Origin of the sequence: Solimicrobium silvestre (assembly GCF_002976435.1) — a bacterium.
GTDB lineage: Bacteria > Pseudomonadota > Gammaproteobacteria > Burkholderiales > Burkholderiaceae_D > Solimicrobium > Solimicrobium silvestre.
Genome location: NZ_PUGF01000027.1, coordinates 44966 through 66158 on the forward strand (window position 1 = coordinate 44966; position 21193 = coordinate 66158).

Below are 21193 nucleotides of genomic sequence, written 5' to 3' on the forward strand. Positions count from 1 at the left end.
ACCTATATCATCCGAGGTTTTTCATGCAACGTACTTCATCAACATTAACGCGACGCAAGCTATCGCTGGCTATTGCGGGTATTTTAGCGGCCAGTTCCGGCTATTCCACGTTACTGTATGCAGCAGATCCCGCGGCTACCCCGCCACTACCAGCCGAAACGCCAACCAATTCCGCCAACACGGTAGTCATCACTGCTCCTGAGCGCCTAAAAAGTGCCCGGACAGAGTTACTGCCCAACATCGGCACCACCGTTTATTCCGTTGATAAGCACATGATCGACAGCTTAGGCCAAGGCGACAGCACGCCATTTGATGATGTATTACTGCGCATGCCCGGCGTGGTGCAAGATTCAAAAGCGTCCGGCTCGTTACATATTCGAGATGACCATGGCAATGTGCAATACCGAATTAATGGCGTTGAATTACCGGAAGGGATTTCAGGATTTGGTCAAGCAGTGGACACACGCTTTATTGATAATATCGACTTCGTAACCGGCGCACTGCCAGCCCAGTACGGCTTGCGCACGGCGGGCATTATTGACATTCAAACCAAAGAAGGCAGTGTTGAGCCGGGCGGACGAATTGGGATGCTGATTGGCAGCAATCATTACGTAGAACCAAGTGCAGAAGTGTTCGGTAGCCGCGGCGCGTTTAACTATTATTTGTCCGGCAGTTATTTGCAAAACTCCATCGGCATTGAAAATCCAACTGCCTCCAAAAATCCGATTCATGATGACACCCATCAAACCAAATCTTTTGGTAATTTGTCGTATTACTTAAATGACGATTCACGCATTAGCCTGTTGTTTGGCACGTATGACGGCAAATTTCAAATCCCGAATAACCCGAATCAAACAGCGCAATATTCGCTAACTGGCTACAGCGATCTCACTACCGGCTTTAACAGCGTGCCCTCTTCTTCATTGAATGAACGGCAAAATGAAGAAAACCGTTTCATGGTGCTGTCGTATCAAAAAACCCTGGGTAATTTGAATTTCCAAATTTCGGGCTACCACCAATATTCAGAAACCTTGTATACCCCTGATGTTGCCGGCGATTTGATTTACAACGGTATTGCCGCGCAAGCGATGCGCAACAGCTCATCGAACGGCCTGCAATTTGATACTAGCTACAAACTCAACGCGCAGCACACAGTGCGCGGCGGCTTTGCTTACAATCGACAAGATACCGAGAGCAATAACAGCTCGCAGGTATTCCCGATCGCGAATGGCGTCACCAGCGCTGATCCAGTAACGATCATCGACAATTCCAGCAAAACAGGCACTACCGGCAGTTTTTATATGCAAGATCAGTGGACAATTACCAAAGCACTGACATTTAACTATGGCGCGCGCTACGACCAAGTTTCAGCTTTCATCCAGGAGCATCAATGGAGCCCGCGCTTAAATTTGGCATTTAAGGCTACTGAAGATACCGCCCTGCATGCTGGCTATTCACGGTACTTTACGCCGCCATCGCAAGAATTATTGTCGCAAAATAGTATTGATAAATACGCAGGCACCACCGGCGCAGCTAATGTCCCAACGTCAGATCCGGTCAAAGCAGAACGCACCAATTATTTTGATATGGGCATTAGCCACAAAGTCAATGCACAGTTATCGGTGACCGCGGATGTGTACTACAAACAAATCACCAATTTGTTAGATGAGGGCCAGTTCGGTCAAGCCTTGATTTTGTCGCCTTTTAATTATGCCAAAGGCTATGCAAAAGGCTTGGAATTGTCCGCCATTTACAATGAAAAAAACTGGGGCGGCTTTCTGAATTTATCCGCTCAAAAAGCACAAGGTACCGATATTATTTCTGGACAAGCCACGTTTGGACCGGATGAATTAGCCTATATCGCCAACCATTATGTGTATTTGGATCACGACCAAACCTTCTCAATTTCCGGTGGTGCTAACACAAAGTTAGGCGACTACAAACTGAGTGGTGATTTCATCTACGGCAGCGGCTTACGCAACACACCAACTGGCGGCGCACCGAATTCCGCCTCACTGCCGGACTACATCACTTTCAATAGCAATATAACCCGCACTTGGAAAGACACCGCAATTGGCAGCATTGAAGGTCGTATCGCTTTATTGAATATTTTTGACCGCTCCTACGAGTTGCGCGACGGCACGGGGATTGGTGTTGGAGCACCGCAATATGGCGCGCGACGGACTTTGTTTGTAGGAATGTCGACGAGTTTTTAATGGTAAAAAAGGCCGCTCAGTTGTTTAAATTGAGCGGCCTTTTTTTAATGCTATAAGCGCTTACAAGGTCGGATAATCCGTATAACCCTTTGCATCACCACCATAAAACGTCGCACGATCCGGCATATTCAATTCCGCGCCTTGCGAGAACCGGGTTACCAAATCAGGATTAGCAATAAATGGCCGGCCAAACGCAACTGCGTCGCCAAAACCTTGCTCAATTAATGTTTCCGCTTCAGCCGCACTGTAATTGCCACAATAAATTAATGTGCCCTTAAATACCGAGCGCAATTGATTACGGAACGCATCCGACAATAACGGTCCACCAGCCCAATCAGGTTCTGCTACGTGCAGATATGCAATGCCACGTGCAGAAAATTCTTTTGCCAAATACAAGGCCATCGCATCTGCTTCGGTATCAAGAATACCGTGCGCGACAAAGTGTGGTGAAATCCGAACACCAACGCGATCTGCACCCATTTCTGCAATCGCAGCATCAACCGCCTCCAGACTCAAGCGCGCACGATTTTCCAAACTACCACCGTAAATATCGGTGCGATGATTACTGTTAGTTGACATGAACTGCTGCAATAAATACCCATTTGCCGCATGCACTTCAACCAGATCAAAACCAGCGCGTTTGGCGCGTTGCGCTGCCTGACGATATTGCGCAACAATGCCCGGCATTTCTGTCAATTCTAAAGCACGTGGCATTTCGGTTGGCACATTAGCCGGCGTACCGTCTGGTAACACGACAAATGATTGGCTATTTTCAGCAAGCAACGCCGATGGCGCAACCGGCGCACCGCCATTTTCTTGCAACAAAGAATGTGAAATACGGCCCACATGCCACAACTGCAAAGCAATCCGTCCGCCTTTAGCATGCACAGCAGCAACAACTTGCTTCCATCCCGCTTCTTGCTCATCAGTATAAATACCCGGAGTCCAAGCATAACCTTGGCCTTGGCGTGAAATTTGACTGGCCTCAGTAACGATTAATCCAGCACTCGCGCGCTGTTGATAGTATTCAACATTTAAAGCGCGCGGCACATCGCCCTGACCAGCTCGTGAACGAGTTAATGGAGCCATCACAACGCGATTTGTCAGCGCTATTGAACCAGTTGTTACTGGGGAGAGTAATTTTTTATACATAAAATCCCTTAATATTAGACCAGTCGTCTAAAAGACATATTAAAAAAATGAGCGACAAATGAATAATTCATGCGCCCAATCTTATTGGCTCAAATACAGCCTAAAACCTTAACTTACCAATAATTCCGTTTGTTGCAGCGCTAAATCCAGTGGCAGCAAGTCGTGCTTTACCTTCGCCACCAGCGATGCACCGACCCACATTGAATACAAAATTTCAGCCAATTGCGCCGCATCCATTTGCATCGAAACGCTGCCTTCCGCTTGCGCCAAACTCAGCGCTGCGGCCAACTGTCCAGTAATACGGCTCATGCCGAGCGCTAAAGCACAACGCATCGGTTCCGACAAATCAGAAACTTCCGCCGCTAATTTCACTACCAAGCAGGTGCTATTACATGCATGCTCCGCCGACGTGGCGTGCCAACCTTTAAAGTACGACATGACGCGTTCACGCATAGTCATCGTTTGGTCGGCAAATAAAATCGTCAGGCGCTCATCGTATTCAGAAAAATAGCGCTCTAGTAACGCGACGCCAAAACCTTCTTTTGATTGAAAGTAATGGTAAAAAGAACCTTTAGGGACTTTTGCCGTAGTTAAAATCTCACTCAAGCCCAACGCAGAAAAGCCGCGCCCAACGATCAAACTCTCGCCTACGGCAAGAATGCGTTGTTTGGTATCTTGAAAATGCACTGTTTTTTCCATTTGCGAATATTATTAGACCAGTCGTCTAGTGTCAAGCGATTTTAGATAATTCAATTTACTTCGACCAAACTAAAACTTGTTTTATAAACCAAATAAGGGCAAGATCTTCCGTCGACACAAATTGTGCTCGTTCATCCTTAATGATACTAAGTTTGAAATAAGTTCGAAAAAATCACCACTATTCAGAACCTTCTTGCCCATAAATTATGAATTCAACCCAAACCAGCATGCCGCACGCAGCTTCAAGCTCAAAAAATTCTGCAATGCATTCCCGTTCGTTAAATAAAAGCGACGTTAAGGTGCTTTCCTTAGCGTCCTTAGGTGGTGCGCTGGAATATTACGACTTCATTATTTTTATCTTCTTTGCCAGCGTTTTTAGCGGTCAATTTTTCCCCGCCGATCTCAGCCCGTTCTGGAAAACACTCAACACTTACGGCGCATTTGCGATTGCTTATTTTATGCGCCCGATTGGCGGCGTGATAATGGCGCATTTTGGTGATTTGGTTGGTCGCAAACGGATGTTCACTTTATCAATAGTATTAATGGCCTTGCCCACTCTTTGCATTGGCTTCTTACCGACTTTCGAGCACATAGGTTATGCCGCACCGATTTTGCTATTACTCATGCGCATGCTGCAAGGGATTGCCATCGGCGGAGAAATTCCAGGTGCATGGGTATTTGTATCCGAACACGTGCCCGCTAAGCGTATTGGACTCGCGAATGGCATGGTTACCAGCGGCTTAACGCTGGGGATTTTACTCGGGTCATTAATGGCACTGCTTATTAATAGCACTTTCTCAAAAAGCGACATCGCCGAATACGCCTGGCGAATTCCCTTCATCGTCGGTGGCCTGCTGGGCTTTGTTACCGTATACCTGCGTCGCTACTTACATGAAACACCGGTCTTTAAAGAAATGCAGGAACGTAAAGCATTAAATCAAGGCTTGCCTATTGCCGCGGTGATTAAAGATCATAAACCCGCTATCTTAATTTCTGTTTTAGCGACCTGGCTATTGACCGCCGGTATCGTCGTAATTATTTTATTTGCGCCGGAGTTAATGAAATCGGACATATTTAATGTCCCCGCCAAAGTTGCGTTAACCATGCAAAGCTTCACGATTGTGGCGTTAGCCCTCGGCTGCATCACTACCGGCCAACTGTGCGACAAATTTGGCGTAGGTAAAACTTTTATTGTAATGTGCAGCGCATTGGCAATTAGCAGCAGTGTTTTTTATCACAGCATCGGCCACGTAGATTACCCAACGCTCACCGTGATGTATGCAATTACCGGGTTTTTTGTTGGTATTGTCGGTGGCGTTCCTTACATTATGGTGCACGCCTTCCCTGCCAAGATCCGATTCAGCGGCCTATCTTTTTCATATAATTTGTCCTATGCGATTTTTGGCGGATTAACACCATTATTCTTAGGAATAGTGAATAAAATCAATCCCTTGAGCGCTTCTTACTATGTAGTATTCTTAAGTATTATGGGTGTGTTTTGCGGTATTTATTTGCTCAAGGATTCGGCAAAAAAATAATTTTTGGAAAAAATGATAAAAAAATAGCTGCTTATTTAATTTAAGCAGCTTTTTTTATTGATCCGTACACTAAATTAGTGCGGAGTAAGAAGTTGGCGAGCCTGATCTGCGGCACTTACGGGAAATGACTGTGGCTGCTTCGTTCCCGACCTGACCAGATTGGTCACACCGCAATGCGCAGGGACCCGCCAGCGCGAATTATACTGCAATAAATCCGCGCTGTGAACCACTATAAACAACGATTCTCGCTTACTCCCATTTTTAGCTTAACAACATCTGCCTCTGCCTTTATGGGCAGTGTTATGATAATCTTCAATTTTAAGAGATCCATGGCACAACCCTCAATCGGAAAAGGCGGCGAACAATGAGAACGACAGACAACTCAGGCGCAAAAATGTACGCGGTTGAAATTGAACAAATCCACACTGATATCAGCAAAATGATGGCTGAGACAGCAAAACTAAATAGTGAAGCTAGCTGGTATCCCATTATTGTTGCGGTAGGCATTATGGGTGGAACGGCGGCAGTGCTGGCTGGTATTGCCGCATTCGTTAACGCATTTTCTGAATAATTCAGTAGCCCCGCAAGTTTCTGCCGGGGCACTGCACTGCTGATATCCCTCAGTATTGATCGCTATAAACCCAATTCCTGCCAAATTCCGTCAATTCGTTTTTTGACATCCGGCGACATCGTAATAACTTGCCCCCATTCCCGATTGGTTTCACCCGGCCATTTATTGGTCGCATCCAAACCCATTTTGCTACCCAAACCACTCACCGGCGACGCAAAATCCAGATAATCGATTGGCGTATTGTCGACCAAGGTTGTGTCGCGCAAGGGATCAACGCGCGTGGTTATTGCCCACATGACCTCTTTCCAGTCGCGGATATTCACGTCTTCATCCACCACAATAATGAATTTGGTGTACATAAACTGACGTAAAAAACTCCAGACGCCAAACATCACCCGCTTTGCGTGCCCTGCGTAAGATTTTTTAATCTGCACAATCGCCATCCGATAACTACAACCTTCCGGCGGCAAATAGAAATCAGTAATTTCACTAAATTGCTTTTGCAATAAGGGCACGAAGACTTCATTGAGCGCCACACCCAGCACCGCCGGCTCATCTGGCGGCTTACCTGTATATGTAGAGTGATAAATCGGATTTTCACGCATGGTAATGCGGTCTATCGTAAACACCGGAAAAGAGTCTTGCTCATTATAGTAACCAGTGTGGTCGCCATACGGCCCCTCCAAGGCGTGCTCATAGCCGCTAGGATGGTTTGCATCGGGATAAATATGCCCTTCCAATACAATTTCGGCGCTTGCCGGTACTCGCAACTCGCTACCGATTGCTTTTACCAATTCAGTGCGACTACCGCGCAACAACCCTGCAAACTGATATTCAGACAAACTATCCGGCACTGGCGTCACCGCTCCCAATATAGTTGCCGGGTCAGCGCCTAATGCAACCGCCACCGGATAAGGCTGACCTTTATTAACGATGCCATGCTCACGGAAGTCCAGCGCACCACCACGATGTGCCAACCAACGCATAATGACTTTATTCCGAGATAAAACCTGCTGACGATATATTCCTAAATTTTGGCGTTTTTTAAACGGCCCTTTAGTAATAACAAGTCCCCAGGTAATAAGTGGTGCGACATCACCCGGCCAGCAGTGCTGAATAGGCAAGCGCCCCAAATCAACTTGCGCGCCTTCCCAAACAATAGTTTGGCAAGGTGCGCTGCGTAATTCTTTGGGGGCCATATCCCATACCGCTTTCACCAGACTGCCTAAACCCAATAAATCTTTAAATCCTTTCGGCGGTTCAGGTTCTTTTAAGCTGGCTAACACATGGCCGATTTTGCGTAACTCAGTGAGATCTTGTGCGCCCATACCCAAGGCTACACGCCGCGTTGTGCCAAATAAATTGCCTAATACCGGTATATCAAAACCGGTTGGTTGCGTAAATAAAAGTGCCGGACCTTCTGCGCGCAATGTGCGATCACAGACTTCCGTCATCTCTAAAATGGGTGAAATTGGGGTATTTATTTCTTTTAGCTCCCCTTCTATTTTCAATTTAGCAATAAAATCGCGTAAGTCTTCGTATTTCATACAATTTTTAAGTTTTTCTCAGGTTAAACGGCTCAATCAAGAAAAATCAGCAAGTGATTGATTTAATTGAATTTTATTGCGGCGCAGCATAAATAATTAGATTTATAAGTAATAGCTTTTAGTTTTAATAGTATTGACTTGATATAAACAGCCCCCTACAATGCGCCAAATTCAGAAATAGTTGATCTAAGCATTCATTGCTAAAAATAAACTAATTACTCAATTCGGGATACCATTAGATTTAAGGATGGTTGCAGTACCAGCCAAAAAAACGGCGCCCCCGACAAGTTGTTTGCCACTATGTTTTCACGTTCATTCACAGTGCAGGATGTTAGGCTAATTTATTAGCCAACACCAGACAACTCCGGCATCTGGTTTTAAGTAACTTACATGAGCCACGCAATATTCTTGTAGCTCCTCCAAAGTTATCTTTGCAATTTAAAAAGTGCAAAGCCAGATGATGTATCTGATTCGCATTATTTGTCTACCTATGATTCATCAGCGGTAATCGAGCAAAGCGACATTTCAGGAGAAAAATATGTTTCAACAGATGTTTAATTCCGCGCCAAGTTTTAGCGAACCTAGCGCTCCATTGCAAATTATTGTATCGAAACAACGCAACACACTCATTACCATTTTGCATCACACCATGATGGTATTAGGCATAGCAGCAATTACTGCCTTAGGACTCATGTTTGTAAAACCTGAGCTCACCGACGAATTTCAAGCTATTTCGCCCTTCTTTAAAGAAGCAGCCGATATAGATGAACCAGCACCAGTTTCACTGGCAACGATTGCAACCGATACCGCCATCAATCAAGCGGCCAACGCGGCTGACGCCCAATTAATCGGTGATGCCAAACAACAGCGCTCGGTAACGAACTGGCTTTCCAAACGCTATCGCGTTGCCAATGATGCAACCGACATGCTCGTTTCAGCGGCTTACCTGACGGCGAAAGAGATTAAACTCGATCCCTTATTGATTTTATCGGTTATGGCGATTGAATCAGGTTTAAACCCGTTCGCAGAAAGCCCGGTTGGAGCTCAAGGTTTGATGCAAGTCATGTCCAAGGTACATCAAGAGAAGTTTGACGATTTAGGCGGCGTTAAAGCGGCATTAAATCCAGTTGCAAATATTCGGGTTGGCGCACAAATTCTTAAAGAATACGTCACTCGTGGTGGTTCAGTCGAAGCTGGCCTGAAGTTATACGTCGGTGCTGCCATGTCAGACAGCGACGGCGGCTACGGCAATAAAGTGATCGCTGAATACAAACGCTTGAAAGACGTGGCGAATGGAAAATCCGTCCCTACTTTCACAGTGAATACAGTCAACGCATCGATTACTGCCAAACCGGCGATTATTAAAGTAAATGAGACACGTGTTGAAGCGGAACATTTAGCGGCGATTTAATCAAGTCACCAGCATCTCAATAAAAAGCGGCACTTACTAAGTAAGTGCCGCTTTTTTATTCACAACAACTAAGCCACTAATTACGCTTTACCAGCAGCTATCTCAACTTGACGCAGTTGGCTTGATAATTTATCCAATACGCCATTCACAAATTTATGACCATCTATTCCGCCGAATGACTTAGTCAGCTCAACGGCTTCATTAATCACTACGCGATACGGAATTTCTAAATGGTTTTTCAATTCGTACGCGCCAATTAATAAAGCAGCGTGCTCAACTGGCGACAATTCAGAAATAGGACGATCCAGCAACGGAGCAATGCTGTTGCGCAGCGCAGCCACATCTTTAATGCTGCCGTAGATTACGGCGTCAAAATGCTCAATATCGGCTTTTTCGAAACCGTGTGCCTGACGGATATGTGCTTCAATCACGGCGACATCTTCGTGATTTAAAAGCCATTGGTAAATTCCTTGCAAAGCAAATTCACGAGCGCGATGGCGCGGTGAACGGCTTTTACTTGGATTGGCATGCTGGGTTTTAGTATTCATTTAGTTCAATCATTTCACTTAAGCGTCAAAATTAGCGTCTTTGGCATTTTCTGCCAGTTCTTCCAAAGCCAACGTCAGATTAGCCATTTCCACCGCTACGCGCGCTGCGTCACGGCCTTTTTCATGCATACGAGCGACTGCTTGTGCGTCGTTTTCGGTTGTGAGTACGGCATTCGCGATAGGGAGTCCGAAATCCAAACCGATACGTGTAATGCCCGCACCAGATTCGTTCGATACTAATTCAAAGTGATAAGTCTCACCGCGAATAATGGCACCGAGCGCGATTAAAGCGTCAAATTGCTGGGTGTCGGCGAGCTTTTGCAGGGCTAACGGGATTTCTAACGCACCTGGCACGGTGACGTGCAAAATATCTTCACCGATTACGCCTAACGCTTGCAATTCAGCTACGCAGGCTGTAAATAATGCGTCGCCGATTTCTGGATTAAAACGTGCCTGAACAATACCAACGCGTACGCCAGCACCGTCTAAATTCATTTCGTAAGCTCCAACTGTCATCATATTCTTTCTTGCGCCTTGTCGCGCTTTAGTCATTTTTAATAAGGGAAATCTTTGCTTTAAAATCTTTACTTTAATTCGCTGGTTTTTCTTGATAACCAACCACTTCTAAATTAAAACCGGTCATGGAAGGCATTTTGCGTGGGCTGGCCAATAACTGCATTTTGCCGACGCCTACATCTTTTAAAATTTGCGCGCCTATTCCATAAGTGCGTAAATCCATGCTCGCGGCGCGTCCTTGCGGTTTGGCTTTAGGTGATGTGAGTGCGGTAAATTGGGCAAACATTTGTTCCGCCGATTCTTCGCAATTCAACAAAACCAGTACGCCATTCGGTGACGCTTGAATTGCCTGCATAGCCGAAGCTAAATTCCACGAATGAGTGGTCACGCTGCATTCCAGTAAATCAAGCACTGATACCGGTTGATGCACCCGCACCAAAGCAACCTGATCAGCAGAAACATCACCATGCACCAACGCCAAATGAGCAGAGCCACTTGGTTTGTCGCGGTAGGCAATGGCATTAAATGTGCCATGCGCAGTAACCATGGAGCGCTCTGCTACGCGCTCAACAAAACTCTCCGTCAGGCTTCGATAATGAATCAGGTCAGCAATCGTGCCGATTTTGAGGTCGTGTTGCTTTGCAAATTCGATTAAATCGGGCAAACGCGCCATGCTGCCGTCGTCGTTCATGATTTCGCAAATCACTGCGGCGGGAGTTAAACCGGCCAGTTCAGCGAAATCGCAACCAGCTTCGGTATGACCTGCACGCATTAACACGCCGCCTTTTTGGGCCCGTAATGGAAATATATGGCCGGGCTGCACGATGTCGGCAGCGTCGCTCATCGGATCAACGGCAACTTGAATTGTTTTAGCACGATCTGCGGCGGAAATACCGGTGGTAACGCCTTCGGCGGCTTCGATGGAAACAGTGAAATTGGTGCCGTAGGCGGTGCCGTTGCGGGTCGTCATCATCGGCAACTGCAATTGGTCACAACGTTCTGCGGTGAGCGTTAAGCAAACCAGGCCGCGACCATATTTGGTCATAAAGTTGATCGCTTCGGTGGTGACAAATTCAGCCGCCATAACCAGGTCGCCTTCATTTTCACGGTCTTCTTCATCGACCAAAATAACCATGCGACCGGCGCGTAATTCAGCAACAATTTCCAGGGTAGTTGAGATAGACATTTATATATATTCTAGTAACGTAAAAACCGCGTTGATACTGAAAGCCGAAAACGGCATTTCAATGAATAGGGGATAAGGCAGCATTTTATAGGATTTACGACGCAAGCAAGGCATAACATCGCATTTGCCGGCATAGTCATGCAAAAAAATCCGCTATTTAGGCAAAACGCTGAAATAAGAATTAGGATTTATGATTGGGAATACTGGGGCATATATTTTGTTTTTATCAGCTAAGCGTATTATTTTACTTTAAGCTCTATACATACTGTCAAAAAACAGGTTTTTTGATGCTCGCAAAACCATTGAATACGTTAAAATTTTTAAAAAACAGTGGGGGGTATATTAAACCGCCTGAAAATAAGCCGAAAAAACACGATTTATTTAAAATTCACTGCCATGAGCAACACTGGTCTCCCGCCGTTTAACTCAAGATAGTTACGCGCTGTTTGCAGAATTTCTTCTTTACTCATATGAAATGAGTACAGCAAATCGTTTCCATCCATCGAATGCGCGCCGAAATGATCACGCAATGCTTCGCATGAAATTTCGCACCAGATATACTCACCATCAACGAGTGTTTGAAAAGATATGGTACCCATGGCCGTTACTTTGGGCATTACCAAATTGGGAAAACTGATTTCCATTTGCAACCTCAAGATTCAATTAATACGCGCGGGAGTTCAAACTGCGTTCCAATTGCATTCCCTAAATCGACACAATTCACCATCTACAAATATAAGCACATTAATGTGATCAAGCAATTATTAATTGACGCAAACAACAATTTAATTCGATTTATTAGACGGCTTGGTACATCAAGGGATACCATACAGCAACTAAAAACCACCGAGCACCATGAAAAATCTGATGACGGCAAGACCGCCCAAGCTATTCGCATTACTTCTCCTGACCTTGGCTTGCGCCAATATCAACGCTCAACCGCTGCTACGCTGTGAAATTACATACGCCGGAACCACCCACACGCTAGAAGCGCGCATCAGCGTTGACGCTAACGCAGATGCTGGCGGCGCTTACACAACCGAAGCAATGGATATAGGTGGACGGTTCCGCTTTAAAGCGCTCATGCTGGGGACCGAGCAACATGTAGACAGCATCAAACTGTATGCCTATTACGAAACGCACCGGCAAGCGGTTTTGTTACAGGAAGTGAAGTATGTCGCGCCATTTACACTATCAACGACAGCGTATGGTTTGACTGGACTGAATTACCTCTATTCGCCACCGCTGGGGCGTGAACTCCAATACGGCTGCGCGTTATTGGAGGCCAAATCATGATTAAACTCGCCGTCGCATTAGCCTTAAGCATCGCAACCTGCACAGCAGGCGCTGAGTCAAACTCCCCTACCGTTAGTTTGCTGTTTGCTGGCGATATTGTTTTAGACGGTCAACCCGGTAAAGTCATTGAACAAGGACATGATCCATTTGCCGCCTTTTCCGACATTATAAATAGCGCCGATATTCGGGTCGGCAATCTGGAATGCGTGATTGCCACAGTCGGTGATCCCGAAGACAAAAATTATAATTTCCGCGCCCATCCACGTACTTTACCGATACTCAAACAACACTTTGATGCGGTGTCCATTGCCAATAATCATTCCGGCGATTTTGGTCGCCCTGCGTTTGAAGAAATGCTAGGCTTACTCGACCAAAGCGGCATTAAACGGTTTGGCGGCGGGCACAATTTAAGCGAGGCGCACACGCCGTTAATCATCGAACGCAATGGCCTACGGATTGCCCTGCTTGGCTATAACGAATTTATGCCACGTAGTTTTGAAGCCGATGAGCATGGCGCCGGTACCGCATGGAGCGAAGACGAGCAAGTCAGTGCCGACATTCATAAAGCACGCGATGTTTATAAAGCAGATCTGGTGATTCCCGTCATGCATTGGGGCTGGGAGAACGAGCCACATTCCAGCGCTCGCCAACAACAACTAGCGCATTTAATGATTAATGCCGGTGCAGATTTAATCATCGGTGGGCATCCGCATGTGACGGAAGAAATTGAATATTACCGGGGCAAGCTGATTGTCTACAGTGTCGGCAACTTCATGATTGATGCCTTGGATAACGCAGCTCAAATGCGTGGATGGGTTATGCATTTCACGCTGGATCGTAATGGCGTTAAAAGCTGGAGTACCAGCGTTGCACATATTGACGACAATGGCATCCCTACCCCGGCGCTACAAGAAAAAAGCCCGTGCGGAACAAGAGAGTCAACGCAAATTGACATGTGTACCAATGGGAAATAAAGGCAGAAATAGCTGAAGGGGTAACTTATTTGCTTTGTGTTTTACTGACATCAATGTAGTCAGTAACTAGACTCAGCAGTTGGTCAAAAGGAGCCGACTTGGAAAACTTGGTCACACCAGGCGGAAACCCGCCTCGCTTTTCTACTTCCTCATCTTCATGCAACTCAGACGCCACAATAATCTTCATGGTTTGCACAAACGCGGTATTTTGCAGTGCTTTCAACATTTGCAGGCCATCCATGTTGGGCATGAATAAATCTGTGATCAGTAGATTGGGGCAACGCTCACCCATTTGTATCAACGCCTCAAAACCATTACTCACTTTTCGTATTCGTACTTGTGAGCCAAGCGCAGTTAATTGCTCCTCCATTAAACTAACTGCCGTTGCATCGCCCGAACAAATCAAAATCTCAAAAAATTCACTTACATTCGGCATCGCAGTGCGTGCCGCTAACATCTCATTCACCGATTGGCGGAAAATACGCCGATGTCCACCTGGCGTTTTCCAAGCCTGCAAACTACCGCTTTCCACCCACAACTGAACCGTACGAACACTTACCCCCAAACACTTTGCGGCATCCCGTGTCGACATAATTTCATCAGAATGGTCGCTCTGCATATCAATGCCCTTCAGCGATAATCCAGTCTGGCTTATTTGTACTAAGGAAGTTCATGAGTGCCTGTATGACGTCAGGATCGAACTGGGTACCGCTCCGGTCGTTAATATAGGTAATCACTTCAGGTAGAGGCCAAGGCTTCTTATAAGGGCGCGCGTGTAGCAACGCATCAAATACATCAACCACCGCAACGATACGCGCGGAAAGAGGAATCGCCTCCCCTTTTAAACCGCGTGGGTAACCATTTCCATCAAAGTGTTCGTGATGTCCACCCGCAATTTCTGCGCCAAGGCTAAGGCTGCTAACACCTTCCACAGCACCGGCAGCGTGCGCTAATACGGTTTCTCCGATAAGTGCGTGGCCTTGCATAATGATGCGTTCTTCCGGCGTATGCGAACCCGGTTTCAAGAGTATCGCATCAGGAATTCCTACTTTGCCGACATCATGCAAAATGCTGGCAAGGCCAACAAAAGTCATAAAATTGGGGTCGATATCAACCGGCAACTTACCTGTATCCAAGAGCTCTCCAGCGATCGCTTCGGTCAGCCGGCAAACACGCCGCACGTGCCCACCTGTTGTTGCATCACGTGATTCGGCCAGATCTGCCAAGGCAATTACAGTGGCTTCCTGAGTGGTTTTGAGAAGATCAAACATGTGCAGATTATCAAATGCTGCGGCAATCCGGTCACAAAAGATATCAAGCAAATTACATTCAAGCGGGGTCAATGGGCGAGCCGGAGCGAAGGCGACCGCAAACTGTTTACCATGTGCCGCGATGATAGACAGTACGTCGACCATTGGACTAAAAAAATTCTTTTTATCATGGAATGTCTGAAGAATTGCCTCTGACCACGGATGCGTGTTGGGCAGCACATTCTGTTCTCGCAACGAAATTGATTGCCCGATCGTGGCAATCACAATCGGTACCACTTCCTTGGAATTAGTGGAGCTCATCACACACAAGATGCCTTCAGTACCAAAGTTAAGGATGGCGCTTATTTGCGTTAACACACCCGAAGCCAAGTCTTTCAGCGAATCAATTTGATACAGGTTATTGACGGCATGAAGAATTTTATCCAAACCACGCCGGTTGGCTTCAATAGTCTTTAGCCCTTCATAAGCGCGCAATGAGGAGATTACGCAGGTAAACATTTTTTGCGCGGTCAGTTCAGTTTTTAATTTGTAATCGTTAATATCATAGTCAACGATAATTTTTTGCTCTGGTGCCTGACCCGGCTGACCGGTGCGAAGTATGATGCGCACCAGATCGTTATGCAATTCTTCACGAATTCGCTGCGCTAAAATCAAACCGGCGTTCTCAACTTCCATCACCACATCCAGCAAAACCATGCAAATGTCTGGCTCTCTTGCCAACACCTCAAAGCCCTCTGCTCCGGAGTAAGCGGAGAGGATTTCAATCTCTTGGTTTTTAAAGGTAATGTTTTTTAACGCTAAACGGGTAACGGCATGTACATCAAGCTCGTCATCAACGATTAATATGCGCCATTTCGTTACGCATTTCACCGTGGAGTCGATGACTTCACCTTCATCTTCCAGCCAACCTTCGTCGTCGTCATCCGGTAGTTGAGACATTTACTAATCCCTCTAGTTAAATTAAGGGTGGATTCTGTAACTTGCTTTGTATTAATTTAGGATAGCAGATAGCTTGAAAACTTCAATTTCACCTATTGAAATACATAAAAACAATGGCATTGCATTATTAATAAAACTTTTAGGGCTTACGCAAAACTGTTCCGGCAAGGACAGCGCATCGCCGCTGGAACGGTTTTGCGTAAGTGCTACTTTTTAAGGGATCCGAATATATTCATTATCTGACAACTGCCTGGTAATTCTGGGGATGTTTATTTTAAATAGCGCACCACCGTCAGCATTATTGTGCGCGCTGATGGTGCCGCTAAATTGTTTACTTACAATATTAAACACAATATTCAGCCCCAAGCCTGTGCCGCCCTGACCGCGCCGCGTGGTAAAAAAGGGATCGAAGATTTTGCCAAGAATATCTTCGGGAATACCGCAACCGTCGTCTCGGAAATTAATCAACACATGATCATCTGCCAAGTTTGTTTCAATAATAATATGTCCAAAATCACGATTATTAAAAGCATGCGTCACTGAGTTCATGGTCAAATTAGTTACAACCTGTGCAAGAAGCCCCGGATAGCTATCCATCCGAATTTGACTGATACCGCCGGGCCTCATTTCAATTTTAGTTTTTGCTTTACGCAAGGTCGGATTCAGACTCGTGATTAACTCGTGTAAAAATTCATGCAACTCAAACTCGCGCCGTTGTTCGCTAGTTTGATCAACTGCGACCTGTTTAAAACTCTGAATTAACCGTGCTGCCCGGTTAGCATTAGCAATGATGAGACGAGAACTTTCAATCGCCACATGAATATATTCCACAATTTGTGACTTACGAATATTCCCTTCATTCACATTATTATTGATCTCAGTACTGGCATCATTTAACACCGACGCACTAGTAACTATAATGCCGACCGGCGTATTAATTTCATGCGCGACACCGGCTACCAGCGAACCAAGAGCGGCTAATTTTTCAGAACGAACCAACTCCCCTTTGGTTAAATTAAGCGATTCCAGCGCAAGATTAAGCTCTTCATTGGTTTTTTGCAGCTGGGCAGTACGTGACAGAACTCGCGATTCCAGTTGCAAATTATTTTCCTGAATTTCGAGCTCTGCGGCACGCTGACCCGTGATATCCACTGGCGCAAAGATAAAAAATGTATCGTCCTGGAATTTAATCGGACGACCCGACATTAAACAAATCAAAATACGGCCATCTTTCGTTCTTTGCCTGATTTCAAACCGATTCACCACTTTCGTTTGCTTGATTTGATCCAACGCCAGATTACGATCAGAAATATCCAGCCACAACTTCATTTCCATCGAAGTGCGGCCAATAATTTCATTCCTTGAATAGCCAAATTGATCCAGCCAAAAATCATTCACATCAATAAACTCACCGGTTTCAATACGCACTAACGCCAGCGGCATAGGCGCTTGTTTAAAAATACTGGCGAACTTATATTGGCTGTCCAGCAGATCTTGCTCATACTGCAAACGCATTCTGTGCGTATCTAAAAACTCGTTAAACCACACCACCAGTTCACTGATTTCATCCTTGCTTTTCGGGACAACCAAGTGGTGAGCCAAGTTAATATTTTTATCCTGTATGCGGCGAAAGCCATCTGAAATTGCCTGTATAGGCGCCACCATATTGCGCCTGAAAATTTGACTCGCGAAAAAGATAACAATAAAACTTAATATCACCAGCATCATCAATATCTGAGTCAGTCGATTCATCGGCGCCAATAAGGTTTCTTGCGGGATGATGCCAAACACCCGCCAGGTTTTGGTATCCAGCTTGGCCATACTGACTAAATTATCTCGGCCATTAATATGAATAATGCTACTGCCACTATTTAATTCCATTTGATTTTTAAGCTGGCTCTTAATCTCATCAGACATGACCTGCCCAATCTTGCCGCGCTCCGGCGAATAGATCATTCGCCCTTCTGAATCCGTGACGATCATGTACGAATGCAGGCCCAAATCAACTTGACTGAAGTGATCAAACAAATAGTCTGTTGAGTAATTAATCAGCAACATACCGACCGGCTCTGACAATTGCGACGTAGCTGAAAAATGCCGAATAACTTTTATGGCGGTCAATACTTTATGTGCGGTAGATGCGGTATTTAAATTATTTTCAACACCGCGCCAATACACGGGCTTTTTTTCAGCAATAGCGGCAATGAAAAGTGCGACCCGGACTTTATCATCCACCAGAGGCTCGGAAAGCGTATCACCGACATAAAATTGATGCCCCCTGACTGAAAATAAATCAATCGATACAATGCCTTTCAGACTGCTATACAGACTTAAACTTTGCCTGATTTCTGCCTGGGTTGATAATTCATCAAAGGTATTATGTTCTCTGTTATTTGTGGAATCTGCTTTAACTAATACCGCACTGATTTCCTCACTGCTGGCGATGCGGGTAGCTAAATTTTCAATTTGCTCCACCACTTGCTGCTGTAAATAGTCACGCTGATTACCGACCAGTTGGGTACTGTATTGCCCGGTCAGATCCAAAATCGTATCGCGCACCACATCATAAGAAATGATTGCAAAGATCAACAGAGGGAGCGCGCTGACAATGACGAGGTAACCAATCAGCTTATAAATGATGTTGAGCTTTAGTTTCAAGCCAGATTTCCCTATTTCAGCGTATCAGCCGTTATTACCCGGGTATCAATGATCAAAACGGGAGGTATTTTTTCACCCTTAAGAGCGCGCACGGCAAGTGCCACGCCTTGGTAGCCTTGTTCGGCTGCTTGCTGATCTACAGTTGCCAGCATCGTTCCGGCCTTAATCGCCGCGCGGGCTTCATCCAGTGCATCGTAACCAACCACCAGCACATTTTTGCGGCCACTGTCAGCTAAATACTGAATTGCCCCTAATGCCATCATGTCGTTGGCACAAATTAAAGCACCCACCTTAGGGTGCATCATAAAAATGTGCCTGGCTACTTCATGGGCCTCATCAATCTTCCAATGCGCAGTCTCTTCTGCAACAAGATGCATCATTGGATTTTGCTTGATCGCCCGTAACGCGCCATTCGTCCGCATCACCGCATTTCCTGCACCGGGCAATCCTTCTAACAAAGCGACTTGGGTAGGCTTATGAATTTTATCCGCCACCAGCATCGAAACGTGATAACTGGCCGATTCATTATCAACACTGATAAACGGAATCGGCTGCATTTGTTGGTTTTGCATCATTTTTTGATCGAGAGGATTATCAATATTAATAATCACTATCCCCGCACTCTGCGCTTTTTTAATGCTTGGAATTAAGCGCTGAGAGTCACCTGGGGCAATGACTAAGGCATCGACTTTGGCTTCGATAAGTTCTTCAACGATCTGAATTTGCTCTTCAATGAAGGTTTCCTGAGAGCTATTTCTCACCAACAACTCAATACCCAATACCTTTTCCGCCCGGCGCGCACCCTTTTCCATTTCAACGAAAAAGGGATTCGTCTGGGTTTTTAATACCAACGCGATTTTGAGCGGTTTTTTAGCCGATGGCACAGACGCAGACATTTGCGCCGTACTTGCCGCACTTTTCTCTGTTTGATTGCTTGAATTGCCACACGAAGCCAATACGAACACGATGAAAAATAACAACCATAATCGAACTAAGCCCATGATTTCCCCGATTCAAAGATCCTTTATCACTTTTTTTAGTTTATTTTCTATTTGGGAATATACAAGCAGGAATTTTAGGATACGTATTAGTCGACGAAAATCACAAAAACACCGGCTAGCGGTGATAATATCTGTGCTCGGAATAACAACAATTTCTCAATGCAGAGACTAAAGAAACTAAAGGGAGATTCGTTTGCCAGCTCACGATCCGCACATAAATGGCTCCCTCTTCCAACGCATTAAGGATTACATCCTGGCAGAAATACACTTGGGACATTGGCGTGAAGGCGATGTAATTCCAACCGAACAGGCCTTATCTAAACAGTTTGTTGTGTCGCGTATGACAGTGAATCGTGCTTTACGCGAATTAACGTCCGAACAAATTTTGATGCGCATTCAAGGATCTGGTACGTTTGTAGCGCAGCAAAAGTATAAAGCCACGCTAATTAAAGTTAAGAATATTGCGGAAGAAATTAAAGACCGCGCGCATACACATCGCAGCGAACTACTCTGTCTGGAGCGCTGCAAGGCCAATGAACAGCAAGCCAAACAGTTTCAAGTGAATCACAACCACATGCTGTTTCACTCCACCATCGTTCATTTTGAAAACGACATCCCGATCCAAATTGAAGACCGTTGGGTAAATTCTGAAGTAGCACCCGAATATATACAGCAAAACTTCCACGCCATCACACCAAACGAGTATTTGATGAAAGCAGCACCCTTACAGGGTGCCGACTATTCTATTGAAGCGTGCAATGCGCCCACAGAAATTGCCGAGCTACTGGCAATGACATCGAAAGATCCTTGTTTGGTACTGAATCGCACGACCAAATCAATGGGTCGAATCGCTTCTGTCGCCACCATGTGGCACCCAGGACATAGATATCAATTTACGGGGCAGTTTTAGGTAGCAAGCTGGTTGAAATATGTATGTGTTGCTGTTGCTGTTGCCTTTGATCTTGCCTTTGACGTTGATTTTGACCTACCCCCACTTCTAGTTCGGCCGGTTTTTCTAAGGAAAAAAGGATAAGAAAGGTTCGCTGTTTGAGGTGTAGCAAGGGTTTCGTGGAGCATTGCTCCGCGCTTGCGGAACGGACTTCCCTTGCAAGGGAAGTCTCCCACAGGCACCTAAGGCTTTTATGCCGTAGCGAGTTTCGAACTTTTCCCTTTTTTTCTTAGAAAAATCGGGGTTTCCGAAATAGCGTGGTCGCCTTTTTTGGGTTATCTTTTTTGGCGACGCAAAAACGGCAACTGGCTGTCGGGCCACCCCCGACCAACAAGCCTCAAATTTACGGAATCAGCTAATCAATTTAAGTCTACGCAACATCAATTTTTAAGCAAAAAAAAACGGCAGGATAACCCTGCCGTTTTTTATTAGTAATTAAGTGATTAAATCAATTAATCCACAAACTGCTCATTCCCAACCATACCAATCTTAGTAACCCCAAGACGTTGCGCTGCCGCCATCACGCTAGCCACCGTTTTATAGGCCACCAACTTGTTTGGACGCAAATGCATTTCCGGCTGATCTGGTATCGCTGCCACTGCACGCATATGCTCTTCTAATGATGCGTGATCAGGTATAACGTTACCGTCCCATAAAATCGTGCCATCAAAATCAATGTCAATGTTGACCACAGTCGGCGGTGCTACTTGCGGCGGCGGTG

19 protein-coding genes and 1 other RNA gene are annotated in these 21193 nt (G+C 45.6%); 7 read left to right on the plus strand and 13 right to left on the minus strand.

Annotation, left to right across the window (positions count from 1 at the left end):
* Positions 1–23: 23 nt before the first annotated feature.
* The gene (locus S2091_RS20520) at positions 24–2216 is read left to right on the plus strand and encodes a TonB-dependent receptor (RefSeq protein WP_105533836.1); all 2193 of its coding nucleotides are present in this window, start codon (positions 24–26) and stop codon (positions 2214–2216) included.
* A 60-nt stretch (positions 2217–2276) separates the two neighbouring features.
* Here the strand turns inward: S2091_RS20520 and S2091_RS20525 are convergent, their stop codons facing one another.
* Both S2091_RS20525 and S2091_RS20530 read right to left on the minus strand, forming a co-directional pair.
* Positions 2277–3368: an alkene reductase gene (locus tag S2091_RS20525; protein ID WP_105533837.1), complete on the minus strand. Its 1092-nt coding sequence runs from the start codon at positions 3366–3368 to the stop codon at positions 2277–2279.
* A gap of 108 nt (positions 3369–3476) precedes the next feature.
* Positions 3477–4055, minus strand: coding sequence for a TetR/AcrR family transcriptional regulator (locus S2091_RS20530; protein WP_207769763.1), 579 nt, complete (start codon positions 4053–4055; stop codon positions 3477–3479).
* Between the two features lie 218 nt (positions 4056–4273).
* On the opposite strand from S2091_RS20530, the gene S2091_RS20535 reads away from it, so the two are divergent.
* Entirely contained in the window at positions 4274–5605 is a 1332-nt protein-coding gene (locus tag S2091_RS20535) for an MFS transporter (RefSeq protein WP_207769764.1), read from the plus strand.
* 91 nt (positions 5606–5696) lie between these two features.
* Here the strand turns inward: S2091_RS20535 and ffs are convergent.
* An RNA gene (gene ffs, locus S2091_RS20540) (signal recognition particle sRNA small type) lies at positions 5697–5795 on the minus strand.
* A 174-nt stretch (positions 5796–5969) separates the two neighbouring features.
* Between ffs and S2091_RS23885 the strand changes: the two genes are divergently transcribed.
* A complete protein-coding gene (locus S2091_RS23885) occupies positions 5970–6176 on the plus strand; it encodes a hypothetical protein (RefSeq protein WP_133166948.1) in 207 nt (68 codons plus the stop codon).
* Positions 6177–6238: 62 nt separating this feature from the next.
* Here S2091_RS23885 and ubiD read toward each other — a convergent pair whose 3' ends face one another.
* Positions 6239–7723 carry a 4-hydroxy-3-polyprenylbenzoate decarboxylase gene (ubiD, locus tag S2091_RS20545; protein ID WP_105533839.1) on the minus strand — a complete coding sequence of 495 codons (1485 nt, stop codon included), beginning with the start codon at positions 7721–7723 and terminating at the stop codon, positions 6239–6241.
* A 538-nt stretch (positions 7724–8261) separates the two neighbouring features.
* On the opposite strand from ubiD, the gene S2091_RS20550 reads away from it, so the two are divergent.
* Positions 8262–9134, plus strand: coding sequence for a transglycosylase SLT domain-containing protein (locus S2091_RS20550; RefSeq protein ID WP_105533840.1), 873 nt, complete (start codon positions 8262–8264; stop codon positions 9132–9134).
* A gap of 80 nt (positions 9135–9214) precedes the next feature.
* Here the strand turns inward: S2091_RS20550 and nusB are convergent, their stop codons facing one another.
* The 4 genes from nusB to S2091_RS20570 all read right to left on the minus strand — a co-directional run bounded on the left by nusB (position 9215) and on the right by S2091_RS20570 (position 12028).
* The gene (gene nusB, locus S2091_RS20555; RefSeq protein ID WP_105533841.1) at positions 9215–9682 is read right to left on the minus strand and encodes a transcription antitermination factor NusB; all 468 of its coding nucleotides are present in this window, start codon (positions 9680–9682) and stop codon (positions 9215–9217) included.
* A gap of 18 nt (positions 9683–9700) precedes the next feature.
* Entirely contained in the window at positions 9701–10198 is a 498-nt protein-coding gene (gene ribH / locus S2091_RS20560) for a 6,7-dimethyl-8-ribityllumazine synthase (protein WP_105533855.1), read from the minus strand.
* A gap of 73 nt (positions 10199–10271) precedes the next feature.
* Complete coding sequence (ribBA, locus tag S2091_RS20565; RefSeq protein WP_105533842.1) at positions 10272–11384, minus strand: bifunctional 3,4-dihydroxy-2-butanone-4-phosphate synthase/GTP cyclohydrolase II; 1113 nt, start codon at positions 11382–11384, stop codon at positions 10272–10274.
* 377 nt (positions 11385–11761) lie between these two features.
* Positions 11762–12028, minus strand: a complete 267-nt coding sequence (locus S2091_RS20570) for a DUF1488 family protein (protein ID WP_105533843.1) — start codon at positions 12026–12028, stop codon at positions 11762–11764.
* A 211-nt stretch (positions 12029–12239) separates the two neighbouring features.
* Here S2091_RS20570 and S2091_RS20575 point away from each other — a divergent pair, with 211 nt between their 5' ends.
* Both S2091_RS20575 and S2091_RS20580 read left to right on the plus strand, forming a co-directional pair.
* Positions 12240–12680 (plus strand): hypothetical protein, encoded by a 441-nt coding sequence (locus S2091_RS20575; RefSeq protein ID WP_243405513.1) that lies wholly within the window; start codon positions 12240–12242, stop codon positions 12678–12680.
* Positions 12677–13654, plus strand: coding sequence for a CapA family protein (locus tag S2091_RS20580; protein WP_105533844.1), 978 nt, complete (start codon positions 12677–12679; stop codon positions 13652–13654). Before S2091_RS20575 ends, S2091_RS20580 begins: the two co-directional genes overlap by 4 nt.
* A 25-nt stretch (positions 13655–13679) precedes the next feature.
* Here S2091_RS20580 and S2091_RS20585 read toward each other — a convergent pair whose 3' ends face one another.
* From S2091_RS20585 to S2091_RS20600, 4 genes are all read right to left on the minus strand, one after another.
* Positions 13680–14273, minus strand: a complete 594-nt coding sequence (locus S2091_RS20585) for an excisionase family DNA-binding protein (protein WP_105533845.1) — start codon at positions 14271–14273, stop codon at positions 13680–13682.
* Between the two features lies 1 nt (position 14274).
* Complete coding sequence (locus S2091_RS20590) at positions 14275–15864, minus strand: response regulator (RefSeq protein ID WP_105533846.1); 1590 nt, start codon at positions 15862–15864, stop codon at positions 14275–14277.
* Positions 15865–16077: 213 nt separating this feature from the next.
* Positions 16078–18522 carry an ATP-binding protein gene (locus tag S2091_RS20595; protein WP_105533847.1) on the minus strand — a complete coding sequence of 815 codons (2445 nt, stop codon included), beginning with the start codon at positions 18520–18522 and terminating at the stop codon, positions 16078–16080.
* A gap of 11 nt (positions 18523–18533) precedes the next feature.
* Complete coding sequence (locus S2091_RS20600) at positions 18534–19523, minus strand: substrate-binding domain-containing protein (protein ID WP_105533848.1); 990 nt, start codon at positions 19521–19523, stop codon at positions 18534–18536.
* A gap of 193 nt (positions 19524–19716) precedes the next feature.
* On the opposite strand from S2091_RS20600, the gene hutC reads away from it, so the two are divergent.
* On the plus strand, positions 19717–20433 hold the full coding sequence (gene hutC / locus S2091_RS20605) for a histidine utilization repressor (protein ID WP_105533849.1): 717 nt from the start codon (positions 19717–19719) through the stop codon (positions 20431–20433).
* Between the two features lie 491 nt (positions 20434–20924).
* Here hutC and S2091_RS20610 read toward each other — a convergent pair.
* The coding region (locus tag S2091_RS20610) for an ExbD/TolR family protein (protein ID WP_207769765.1) at positions 20925–21193 on the minus strand (269 nt) is incomplete at its 5' end.